Raw genomic sequence first — 11,973 nt, 5'->3', positions numbered from 1 at the left:
AATTAGGCATACAGCATGCCTCCTTTCTGCGAATAAAAATCCTCGGGGACATCCGGCACATTCTGGGAACATTCCAGTAGTGATTTGATATTAACACCAAGATAATACATGGTCGACCCTGTCGAACCATGCCCAAGCACTTCAGATATAACAGGCAAAGCCGTGCCATTTTCCAAAAGATTAGTCGCCAGGCTATGCCGTAAAGAGTGGGTGCCATGATGTCTTCCTTTGGGTGATACTCCTGCCGCATAAATATAATTAGTAACAATAGTACACAATGTCGATACTCTTATAGGTCTATAAGGTTGAATAAGTGACAAAAACAGATTCTTGGAATCATTATCTGGCCTGCCATTTTTTATATAATCAATAATGGCGTCTCCTATATCGGAAAGAAGCGGCAGTATAATCTCTCTTTTGGTCTTGTGCTGTTTGAGGATAATGACATTGTTATCCCAATTCAAACTAGCAAACTGGAGTCTTGTAATATCAGAAGCACGTAGCCCGAGTCTGGATGCAAGCAGTATCATCGCATAATCCCTTTTGCCTTTCCCCCCGGTTCTATCTATCACCCCTTCTATTTTCATTACTTCATCCCTGGTATAAAAGGAGGGTAATTTCTCACCCCGACGACACTTAAACCCCTCGAGTTCTTTACTCAGGTCTTCTTTTGTAAAGCCGGATTCGAAGAGATATTTTAAGAATATTCTGACAGGACCGCATTTGTATGGTGATTGATTTTGGGATGAAGCGAGAAAATAATTAATATCAGTACTGACCGACTAAAAAATGAAGAAAATATAGGGACTTAACCGAAGTCTCGTCCCTAAGTTGTAAATTTGGATTGTCAAAAACTAAATTTCCAACCATGGGCAAAGTTAGCGAAAATAAATTTGTCGGTCAGCCGATCTTAAGACAAATAGTGAATATTATCCCGAGGGAAAAGTTCGATGAGCTGGTAATAAGGCTCGGCAGTGATAAATATTACAAGGCGTTTTTTTCCTGGGATCAATTGATCGTGATGCTCTTTGGCATTTTTTCCCGTTGCGACTCGATGGGTGAAGTCTGTGACGGCATGCGTGCCTTGGGTGGCAAGTTGAATTACCTGGGCATGGAGAGTTCGCCTGCAAAAAGCACTGCCGGAGATGCATTGCGTGACAGGGACGAGGAGCTGTTCCGTCTGTTCTACTTTGCACTGATCGCCCATTTTTCCCCGCTTTTGTCGGTCAGCCGCAAAAAAAAGTGCCGGAAGCAGGGTGTCAGTTTCGAGGAGTTCTATGCCTTTGATTCGAGTACGGTGACGCTGTTTTCCGACGTGATGAAAGGCGTGGGCCGGAACCCTAAAGGCGACGGGAAAAAGAAAGGCGGCCTGAAAGTCCACATGCTGACCGACGTCCATGCTGACACGCCGCGATTCGTGAAGATAAGCGAGGCGAAAATGCACGACAAGAACTTCTTGCAATACCTGAATTTAAGTGAAGGCAGCATGGTGGTCTTCGACAAGGCATACAATTACTACCTGCAGTTCGCCAAATGGACGCGACAAGGCGTGAATTTCGTTTGTCGGCTGAAAGACAATGCAAGGTACGAGGTTCAGGAAGTCCTTCACGAGAAGAAGCTGGAAAAAGGGGAACATGCCGTTTACAAGGTGGAACATATCCACGTTCAATATATCGAGAAGGTCGAGACGGGGACCGAAGGCAAGAAAAAAAGGAAGAAAGTCAGACAGACGAGGACCTTATGCCTTCGTTTAGTTTGGTACAGGGATGAACAGGGGCGTAAATACAAGTTCATCACCAATAATTGGGAAATAACAGACGAGGAAGTTGCCTTGATTTATAAAAATAGGTGGTCTATCGAAACGGGATTCAAAAAATTGAAGCAAAACTTCCAACTCACCTATTTTTATTCCGACACTGAAAACGGGATAAAGACCCAAGTATGGTGTACCCTGATCGCGTATTTGCTTTTACAGGTGATTCAGACCAAGTCGGAAAGCGAAAAGGCGTTTTCAACCATAGCCGCGTTGTTGAGGATGCATTTGATAAGCCATCTGGATTTGACGTGGGTGGTGACCGAAGGCAGGCGCACTTATCCCAGACGACTGAAAAGTCGCAATAAAAGTCCCACGGCCGCCCAATTATCACTGTTTTGAGGGGGGGAGCACTTTTTGGAAATGAAAGACAGGAGCTGTAATGATCTACTTGTCAGGTGTTTAAAAATAAGAACCGATTGATTTTGATTTTAGTGGATAAAACGGTTTGATATGTGCCAGTGATTTCGGTCTATGTGGGTTCTTCGTCAAATTTGGTGCAGGTTATCCTGAGTTGGAAAGCACTACCTTTCGTCTTAACAGTTCAAATCCAGCCCTGCCATACATCTCTCTTTTCTTGTTTTTTAATCTGTTTACGTGACCCTCTACAACTCCATTACTCCAAGGGTATTTAATGGCGTTTTTTACTGCTTCCAAATCATGATTAATACCATTTATAAAACTTCTAATCCTCATTATTTTAGTCGATTTATACTTCTCGAGCCATTGGTCTAACCTAAGCTCATCTTTACTGTTTAAAATCTCTCTAAAAGTGTTGTATGCTTCTCTCATGTTTTTTAATAGAATAGAGGAGTTAATAATCTCTTCTGCCAGTATGTGAGACTTGCTACACTCGCCTGTTTCCTTTGAAACACCCCATTCACTATTTGTTAAATGAATGGCAAGTCTGTTGGGTGACATTCCGCTAAATCGAGTTACCTCATAAACTATCGGGGGAGGAACTTGGTAATCTTTTCTTACTCTGATATTCCGGGAAGTGCCTGTTGAACCACTGATAAAAGGATGTTTGATTACCCTTGAATCCCCGTTTTTTTATAGAGACAAATATAGTTCTTACATTTAACCCCTGATTACAACACTCCTTAATCAGATCCATAAAATCTCCATAATTATTGAAATAGATGATTGCGCGTGGCAACAACTCTTCCATTTCAAAATAATATTTTACAGTTTTACGATTAATATTTAAAGCCTTTGCAATTGCTCTTTGAGAGTAGTTGCTTTTTTTAAGCTCATGAATCCTATTAAACAACTCCTGTTTTCTATGGTTAACACTATTGGTGTGTTTGTTATATTGTGAATCGCTGGTATTTTCGTTATCTCCACTATTTAAACAGCTGTTATTTTCTTTGCTTTTATAAAGACTCTTCCTGTGAGACAACCAACTGCTTTTAATGGTTTTATACTCCATTCGTATTTCATGTGCTATGTGATCTCCCAGATTTTTCACCAAATGAAACCTGTCGGCTATTTGTGACGCCTTGGATGCCCCAGACTTTATAGCATTAGAATAGCTGCTTGATCGATCCCTGGTTACATACAGTATGGAGTTGTGTTTTTTAAGCCAATCTGCAACCTCCTCTTTGTCTCTACTCTTTAGTAGTTCCACGGGACGGTGGTTAAGTGCATTTACAATAATAGTACCATATGATTTGCCTTTCCTGTATGCCCAGTCATCTATACCGATGGTAGTCAGCTCCTGATAATCGGGCATTTCTATAGACTTAACGATTCTAAGACAGGTGGAACTGCTCTGCTTTATTGAGAAGAGATCGCTTATATACTCACCTTTACGGGATGAGACCTCAATGAGCAGCCTTTGCAAATAATGACTTGTGCGATCTGTTAGTCGTGAGTACTTCTGAGTTAAGGGCAGATGTTGCTCGGAGAAAACTGTTTGAGAACAACGACTGTTACGGCATCTAAACTTTCTGACTTTCAGTATAATTTTCACAGCCCTGCCGATTACTGAAAGATCGGTTAATTTGCGCGTATAGGATGAGTGAACGCTTTTACTCCTTTTACCGCAACAGGTACATTTTGCTGTCTTGCCTTTAAGACGGGCAGACAGTAGAATCAAATTATCACTTATAACGGAATCATAGAATACAACACCCGGGATTCCAAAAATAGCTTGGAGCGAATGTTTGTTTATAGAAAAGTTATTATCTTTGGGTTGGCTAGTGTAGTCAATCATCTTTAAAACCTTTAGTGTCAGAACCTTAAAGATAATAAAAATGATTCGATTATACTAGCTTTTTACTATTTATTTGCCTGTAAATCAGCACAATAAGTTTATTTTCTTAGGCGATTTAAGAACTATTACTTTGCACCAAATTTGACGAAGAACCACTTTTAAATTGAAATGTGGGGTACTTTTTAATTAATATATACATCTGCGCATATAATGACTTTATATCGATTTCCTGAACATCTCCTAATTTAAGTAGTGTTTCTTCTCTGGAGAAAAAGCTGTCTATCTCTTTTAGTCTAGCGTTTATTGTCTTGGCCGTTTCTCCTTTAGCATTCGTGCTGCCATTCTTTACTTTGCCATCATTCCACTTCTCAGTATTTACACTAAAACCTGTTGAAGTAACATAACGATTGCCGTTAATTGATATACTAACACGAATGGGGTGATCACCGTTTTTGTTTGGTCTATTGTCAAGGTAGAAACTTACTGCCATAATTGTGCGTATTAAAATTTACGCACGAATTTACGCACACTTTTTTGTTTATCCTAACATATCCAAATATATTTAATTAAATTTGTATACTTGAAAAACAGATAGTTATGTAGGAGGACTAAATTGAGACAAACTTCATTAAACCTATTGGGTAGAGCCTCTTCAACCGCCCTGTTGTGGATGGTGAGGTTGATGTTGAGACGGTCGATCAGCAACACGGAGATATTGCGGGCCGTACCCTTGAAGCTTTCGTAATACTTGATCATGAAGAGCACTTTCAGCACCCTTACGGCCATGGGATTGGAGGCACCGAGGTTGTTGTTGGCAACCAGTATCGCGTTCTGTGCTTCGGTGCGCAGGGTGCCGGCGATCCCTTCGAACATCTGGTCGAAGCTTACGAGTGAGTGGGTATTGGTCAGGTCCATCTCCTTGAGGATATGCTGGAACACACCCAGCATAGAGCGTTCGCCGACCGACTGGTGCTGCCCCTGGAATACGTTGTGGCGGGAGAGCGACTTGATGCACTGCTGGAAGAGGTCGAACTGGTAAGGGAGGAAGGGGTACTTGTTGACGAAGTCATGCTCATCCTTGTATCCCCTGAACTGGATGCCGCTGTTGGAGAATGAGATCAGCGTCCGGATATTCTCCTCTTCCCTTTTGAAGAGTCGGGTGAGCACAGGAACACCATCATCGCTTTTCTCCAGCAGACGTTTTTCAATCACCTCATCCACGCTGGAGGAGGTCAATGGCATGCGTACCTTGAACCGTCCCTGGATCTTGGAGAAGTCGTCGGACTGCACCTTGGAGTCATCTCCCACAAGGTTCTCAAGATCTTCCTGCGAGGTGACCATCACCCAGCTGTTGCCGTTGCATTTGGTGTAGAGGGTCTCGGCGAGGGTCTGCAGGTTGAGCATCAGCTTCGTCCTTTCGGCGATGAACTGTCCCACTTCATCCACGAAGAAGTTGAGCCGGAAGTTCTTACCCCGGGCATTGATGTAATCGCTTACCTTCATGGCGAAGTCCTCGATGGACTGTTTGTGCTGTGACTGCCACTTGAAGAGGTAGTTCTTGTATTGCTCGGGATCGGCGCTATAGACGACTGCACAACTCTGTGCGATGGCATCGTTGATCTGCGGCTTGATATAATCCTTACGGGCTTCCGTCCAGGGTTGGCCGTACACCTTCTCAAACTCCTGCTTGAAGGCTTCATACTTACTGTCCCTGACAAGACTCTCCTCAAAGGCTGCCACGTGGGGCTGGAAGCCGTAAAAGCCCTGGTGGTCGTAGAATACCTTGTAGAACACCTTCAGGATGGCGTTCTCATCGCTCTTGGTGGTGATCTGTGCCTGTTGGTCGATATTGAAAAGGATGCTTTCCGAGTTGATTTTTCTCAGACTGCTTTGTATATCACCCTTGAGCTTGATATCGTCGGTGATCTTCTCCGCGAATAGCTCACCCAGGTGATAACCGTTGTACTTCTTGTTCTCCAGCACATAGCTGAGGATCTTGAGCAGGTGGGATTTACCCGAGCCGAAGAAGCCGGAGATCCAGACTCCGTTGGTGATCCCGTTTTCGTTATAATACTCAAAGAAGTCTGCTAGCTTGTTGGATATCTCCCGGGTGACGACATACTCATCCACCTCCTGGAAGATGTTGGCCTGGTCGTCGGCCTTGATAACGGTATCGATTTTTCTGTTAACATCTTTGCGAAAAAGATTGACTGGCGTGATCATGATTTATATCTTTTGTGAGAAAATATTGTTGGCTCTGTAATAGTTATCGTCCTCCAGCAGATTGAACAGCTTCAGTGACTTGCCGGAATACTCACCGGGGAAGAACATCAGCGTGGGGATGTTCTTCACGGCACTCTGCAGGTTGTTGAGCACGATGTGGGAGCGGATGAAGGGGAAGACTTTCCCTACACCCTTGATGAACAGCATGGAGGGTTTCTCTGCCTCTATTCGTTCACTGATGGCGGGTATGAACCGCTCGTGGATGTTGATGGTGGACTGGAGCGCATCGATGAAGAATAGCTTCTCCATGCCCTGCTCGATTGCAAACATATCCTCCAGGCCGATGTTTTGTTCTACCAGCGCGCAACTCAGCTCAAACAGGTCGATACAAAGTGCCTTGATTCCTTCGTTGTGGAGCTTCCTGACCAGGTTGCCGATCTCGGTGTTGACCTGGTTCTCGGCTTTCACCTCGTAAGGGGCTATCCAGAAAGGGATCTCGCCCGAGAGCCCCTCCATCTTGATGAACCGTTCCTGCGATACTACCTTGCGGATGAAAGTGAATTTTTCATATATAGATTCTTCTAAGGTCATACCCTTTTCAGTTTAGTAATAGTCTTAAATCCTGTGGCCTGGTGGCCGAAATAAGTGAGGTGAACGCAATGCTCAACTGTGGCACCTGAATGATGCGCTCCTTCACGTTGTTGATAAGGCCTGCCTGCTCCAGCACCTTGAATGTATATTGTCGTACTTTTTTTTGCGTGAGAGATGTGAGCTTATCTGCCTCGGGATGGTCGGCAGCGACACGGCTGAAGAAGACGTTGTAGTCCAAATCGGTCAGCGTAATGTCGAAGAGCGCCACTTTCTCGACCACCACATCGATCACGAAATCGTAGAAGAACCGGTAGGCCCTGGCGAAAGCGACCATCGAGAGTAGTCGCTGCTCCTCATAGGAAGCCCTGGCGAGGTGGTTGATCTCATCATCCGACAAGGTGGCCAGACGTTTCTTCATTTCAATGAACTGCCTCTTATTGGTCTTCGCACGCTCCTTTCCGACATCCTCCGGCTTCAGCTCATCGAGGGAGAGCCCCTCGTTCACCATCTTCTCCGCAAGGCTGGTCATCACCGGCACCTGCAACGAGGCGGCGGTGAAGGAAAATTTATACCTCTCTATCTTCTCTTTATTCATCCGGATCAATCAGTTGTTGCATCTCTACGACAAAAAAGATAACCGGCAGGACCTGTGTCTCAACATCAATGGCAGCGGAACCACCAACATGTTACGACCGGTCTGCCAGGTATCCTTTTAGGCAGTTTTATTCACTTATATGTTCATTTCAGGCACTCATGGCTGTTGCATCACAAATATAGGAATTAAAACGGTTAAACGGCGAAAAAAGCTTGTAAAAAACAAGGTAAATTTTTATGCTTGCCAAATCGTCGTCGTTCCAATTCTGAGAACATCAGTGCTTCATTCCATTTTGGCTCTTTAAATACATGATATAAAATCGGTCAGGTGATTTGATCTTGAAGAAGTTGTATTTCTCCTCACTTTTCTCCCCACAGAACTCATCAGACTCATAATCCACGACCTCTTTCTCCGGGTAGTTGGTGATTTCCGAGACGTAAAACTGGTTCTCAAACTGAACCGGTTCTGCCGATTCCCCCACCCGGTAAGTAATCCGGTTACTGAAGACGAAGGGACTCTCCTCTTTCATGAAATGTAAAGTTTTCACCTGTTTTCTTCTTGGGTACTTCAATAGGTCGCAGTCGCGGTACAGACTTTCGTTGATGTTGTATTCCGAGATGAACTTGAGCGTGCCCGGAGGGATGGTGATGATCTTCTTCTCCTTAACCGATATAGATGAGCCAGAAGAAGTTATCAATGATTCACTCACCTCTGCTGCTGCTTGGTTGCTTTGGATCAGTCCCAGGAAATTGAGGCCGGTAAGTGCAACCGATGCTCCTTTCTTACGTGAACTTTTGGAACCCACATTGGATGTTTGGGTGAACTCCCGGTCGAGGTAATAGTCGTTCGCCACATCGTTTCTCACGAAGAAACACTCGTCAAGATTCAGGTAGATGTTCTCTTTCGTCTTGTTGAAGAAGCCGAACCCCATATTACCGCCGTGACTCCAGAGGTTGTAGGTAACTTCGCAATTTTCATCTTCATAGACCAGTGCCTCTCTATTGGCCATCGACCTGTCTGATGGTACGGCACGGTAAACCTGGTAATAAGTAGTCTTGCAGGAGGAGAGTGTTAATACTGACAAAGCGATGATAATCAGATAATTTAAAGTTTTCATAGATTTTAATTTATAATGAATGGTTCAAAAGTACAAGGTGGGTTTGACAATTTGTGTCACGATTAAAAAATCGATTGAAAGATACTAAACGCAGCCCAATCAAACTTTCTCAAAATTAAGATACCGGTCGTGGAACCAGTCGATCCATTTCAGATATTTGCCTGGACAATGCACCCGAATAGCGGTGGAGAATTCTTCAAGACTCAAAACAAAGACTCTTTTCAAGGCTTCTTCATTGAGTCGTGCCTGAAGTGATTTAATCTCTTTTTGGGTGGTGGGATGATCTGCGGGTGCCATCACAACAGAATAGACTCCTTTCAAGTCGTGAACCTTTCCATATTTTTCCGCAAGTATGAAATTGCGGAAGATCTGACTGATTACTATCTCACCTTCATTGATGCTATTAATGAACTCTGGTGTAAATATGTTTAGCTCACGCATTACTTCCAATTGATATTGTTGTACTTTACCTGATGCAGCATTCGTTCCCAGGCTGTCGGTATATTTCGTCTCTATCGCAATCAAATAGTTGTTGCCCCCCCTGTCCTGATACCGGATAAATGCATCCATAGCCGATTTGTCATGGGTATAGTTCTCTTTAGGTGTTGGAATAAACTCCAGTCCGATTTCCTGCACCCTGTAAATGGATGGGATTGTTGGAAAAGCACTTCTGATCATCAGATCGACCAGCGCAGGTTTCTCCGCTTTAAGCATCATCAGCGGATGAAACAGGTTAAACGCCATCGGCATGCTCGAAAGGAGGTTGTTAAACAGCCGATAAGCATCAATAGTTTCATCTTTAAGTCTGTTCTGAACCCTCCATTTTGCATATTCAAACGTTTCGGGGAAATAGAAATTCTTGCCACTTATCTCACCGTCGGTAATTATATTTCCGAATTTGGTTGGAATGCCTTTATTATTTGATTTCTTATTGGGTCCTACACCAATTTCTAAACCATTTACAACTCTCCACAACGATTGAAGTTTTCGTGCCTTGGCTGTAAATGGGTTGTCGGATTCAGATTGTGGGCCTAAATCAATTTCATCAAATACGTCTTTATTCAAATGTAAACCTGTCCTTTCATTGCCTACCTCAGAATGATAAGGCTTTTCGCTAACTTTATTTTTCATGGATGTGTATTTAGAAAGAATGATCAAACATCATCAAACTTGTCAATGATTTTTTTTGCTGTAATTGGATTTCCGAAACTGATGAGGCTTTCTATTACTGTTCCCAGGCTCAACCGGTTTTTTGTTTTAAATGCGAGCAAGTACAACAATGCCTCTGAAGTTAACAAAATGAATCGTTTGATGTCGGTATCCCAGGTAATGCTATTTACGAAATCATCAAAATTATCCCTGAAATCATTGCTTACTATTATAAATCCGATTTTCTTGTATCCATTTCTAAGTAGCTTTGGACAATGGTAATTAATATATTCCCTGATAGCTCTATCACTTGTCCCAAGTGAAAATCCACCATTGTATGCTTTCGCATCAACGATAAATGCAGTGTTTTCTTCTCTGAATTTTAGAATAGCGTCAGGATTTCTACCGGTACCCTGACCCAATGACTCCACTTCAAAATCTAATTGCCCGAATACTTCTGCCACTAATTTTTCATATTCATATCCTTTCTGAGTTGAGGATTTATCTGTTGCATTTCCCAGTTCAACAAGTTTTGATACCCTGGGTATGATGTAGTCTGAGAGATCAAAGCTTGCAGATACTAAAACATCATCCACTTCATCAATAGTATCAGGTCTTTCAATAATTTTTCTTGTAATCTTCTTGTCTCCCACCTTTTTGTTTGGATTGCCTCTGAAAAGCCAAAAAGCATGCTCAACATCCCAATTCGATATAGTTGATTTCGTTTGTTTACTTAGTATTTCTTTAATCTCTTCGTTCAGTTCATAGAATCGCTCGTAATTTTCACGTTGTGATAATTTTGCTTCCCACAATCCAATTTGTTCAAAAGATTGTAGGGTTGCTGTATAATAAATGGGCCATTGTGTATTATCGGCAATTTGCCAGAAGTATGAGAGAAAATAAGCAACCGATTTTGGATTTGCAACCAGCCTCTTGTCATTCGCTTTTGAGTAAATATTCAGACAATGCTTTTCCAGTTTATCAATTTTGGTTAAAGCATCTTTTAAATCTTTTGGTTCTGATATCGTATCTTTAAGCAGTAACTCGATTCTCCTTATTCCCTCATCATCCAGATTTTTAGTTAACTGATTGAAGAAAAACTGACCTTTAATTGCCGTGAAACCCCATAAATTATTTTTCTTGTTGTAACTATCAATACTTGTTTTGAATTCTCCGAGAGACAATGTTCGATTTTTGAATTGAGTAATGATCTTGGAAAGGTCCTTTATTGCTTCTTGACGAAGTTCATCGATGTTGGGTAGTTCATTACCTTTGGTATCGAGAACCATTTGGTTTGCACCCTGAAAATTATTCCAGATCTCCTTTATCTTTTCTGATTTATCGTTTGAAATCATGAGTATTATTGTTAATCAAGCATATAAGAAAATGCTAAGAACATTTTCATTACAATTCCGCAAATTAACATAATTTTCCTCAATAATAAAATTTTTTCATTACAAATTTATTCTCCTACTGTTTCATCTTCAGAAGTAAGAATTTACCCACCTTATACTATAAACTATAATAGCAGAAATTATCTATTTATAACCCTGATAATCAAAGTGATGATTTTTCATCCGCATTATTATTAACAGCGTTATGCTCTTTCATCATTTTCGATAATCTGGCTTCAAGAGAGTTCTCCGTATCGATTTCGGGTTTGAAGTCTACGGATCTCCTTTTGGGAATAACAAACTCCATTAACTTGATAAAGGTGTTTACCTTTTGATATGGATCTTCTATTTCTTCCCAGGCCTGGACCGCAGCTGCAAACTTCTCATTGATGAACAAACGGATAGCATTTTCCATCCCTACATTCTCCACCCGGGTCATCCTACCTTTAGTGGTAAACCCTTTTGGTCTACCAGCTTTAGTTGTATTGACTACATCATTGTCATTCTCTTTCATCTTTTTTTAAAATTAATTAATGAGCCAAAATTAAACAGTAACTTTTAGAGAAACATGCTAAATATTAACCCATATTTAAAATGGAGTCCATATTTTTTTAATTTCTACTTCAAACCCTCTGCAGCTGTATATAATAGTGATCTCGTGATCTGAAAATTTCAATTGTTCTCTACATACGTAAATCATTGCTTCAATCCTTTTCAGCTTCTCGCTTTTCTCATTCATAATTCTGTATGGATCTTTACCCAACTTCTTTGTCAACTGATAATCTTCAGTAAATTCCTGAGCTAAATTCAAATACTTTTCCAGTTGCTCTGCGACTAATTTTAAATTTTTCATAATTACATATTTTTGAAATA

The 11,973-nt window shown here is 41.7% G+C and carries 13 protein-coding genes; 1 reads left to right on the top strand and 12 read right to left on the bottom strand.

Annotated features, from left to right (window positions below; all coding sequences use genetic code 11):
* Positions 1 to 2: 2 nt before the first annotated feature.
* Positions 3 to 587, bottom strand: a complete 585-nt coding sequence (locus tag KCV26_12640; protein WZX36141.1) for a tyrosine-type recombinase/integrase — start codon at positions 585 to 587, stop codon at positions 3 to 5.
* A 281-nt stretch (positions 588 to 868) separates the two neighbouring features.
* On the opposite strand from KCV26_12640, the gene KCV26_12635 reads away from it, so the two are divergent.
* Positions 869 to 2,155, top strand: a complete 1,287-nt coding sequence (locus KCV26_12635) for an IS4 family transposase (protein WZX36140.1) — start codon at positions 869 to 871, stop codon at positions 2,153 to 2,155.
* 162 nt (positions 2,156 to 2,317) lie between these two features.
* On the opposite strand, the gene KCV26_12630 is transcribed toward KCV26_12635, so the two are convergent.
* The 11 genes from KCV26_12630 to KCV26_12580 form a co-directional block, all read right to left on the bottom strand.
* On the bottom strand, positions 2,318 to 2,734 hold the full coding sequence (locus KCV26_12630) for a transposase (GenBank protein WZX36139.1): 417 nt from the start codon (positions 2,732 to 2,734) through the stop codon (positions 2,318 to 2,320).
* A 19-nt stretch (positions 2,735 to 2,753) separates the two neighbouring features.
* On the bottom strand, positions 2,754 to 4,031 hold the full coding sequence (locus KCV26_12625) for an ISL3 family transposase (GenBank protein WZX36138.1): 1,278 nt from the start codon (positions 4,029 to 4,031) through the stop codon (positions 2,754 to 2,756).
* 115 nt (positions 4,032 to 4,146) lie between these two features.
* The gene (locus KCV26_12620) at positions 4,147 to 4,521 is read right to left on the bottom strand and encodes a hypothetical protein (GenBank protein WZX36137.1); all 375 of its coding nucleotides are present in this window, start codon (positions 4,519 to 4,521) and stop codon (positions 4,147 to 4,149) included.
* Positions 4,522 to 4,574: 53 nt separating this feature from the next.
* Positions 4,575 to 6,254, bottom strand: coding sequence for a BREX system P-loop protein BrxC (gene brxC, locus KCV26_12615; protein WZX36136.1), 1,680 nt, complete (start codon positions 6,252 to 6,254; stop codon positions 4,575 to 4,577).
* A gap of 3 nt (positions 6,255 to 6,257) precedes the next feature.
* A complete protein-coding gene (locus KCV26_12610; GenBank protein WZX36135.1) occupies positions 6,258 to 6,845 on the bottom strand; it encodes a DUF1788 domain-containing protein in 588 nt (195 codons plus the stop codon).
* A gap of 7 nt (positions 6,846 to 6,852) precedes the next feature.
* On the bottom strand, positions 6,853 to 7,440 hold the full coding sequence (locus tag KCV26_12605; GenBank protein WZX36134.1) for a DUF1819 family protein: 588 nt from the start codon (positions 7,438 to 7,440) through the stop codon (positions 6,853 to 6,855).
* A gap of 274 nt (positions 7,441 to 7,714) precedes the next feature.
* On the bottom strand, positions 7,715 to 8,557 hold the full coding sequence (locus KCV26_12600) for a hypothetical protein (protein ID WZX36133.1): 843 nt from the start codon (positions 8,555 to 8,557) through the stop codon (positions 7,715 to 7,717).
* A gap of 99 nt (positions 8,558 to 8,656) precedes the next feature.
* A complete protein-coding gene (locus tag KCV26_12595; protein ID WZX36132.1) occupies positions 8,657 to 9,688 on the bottom strand; it encodes a hypothetical protein in 1,032 nt (343 codons plus the stop codon).
* Between the two features lie 23 nt (positions 9,689 to 9,711).
* Positions 9,712 to 11,061, bottom strand: coding sequence for a hypothetical protein (locus KCV26_12590; protein ID WZX36131.1), 1,350 nt, complete (start codon positions 11,059 to 11,061; stop codon positions 9,712 to 9,714).
* Positions 11,062 to 11,263: 202 nt separating this feature from the next.
* Positions 11,264 to 11,614 carry a hypothetical protein gene (locus KCV26_12585; GenBank protein WZX36130.1) on the bottom strand — a complete coding sequence of 117 codons (351 nt, stop codon included), beginning with the start codon at positions 11,612 to 11,614 and terminating at the stop codon, positions 11,264 to 11,266.
* Positions 11,615 to 11,689: 75 nt separating this feature from the next.
* Complete coding sequence (locus KCV26_12580) at positions 11,690 to 11,953, bottom strand: hypothetical protein (protein ID WZX36129.1); 264 nt, start codon at positions 11,951 to 11,953, stop codon at positions 11,690 to 11,692.
* Positions 11,954 to 11,973 lie beyond the last annotated feature (20 nt).

It is taken from the genome of Petrimonas sulfuriphila (genome assembly GCA_038561985.1).
Classification (GTDB): domain Bacteria; phylum Bacteroidota; class Bacteroidia; order Bacteroidales; family Dysgonomonadaceae; genus Petrimonas; species Petrimonas sulfuriphila.
The sequence above is the reverse complement of the archived record's forward strand: the minus strand, read 5'-3'. Positions and strand labels throughout refer to the sequence as shown.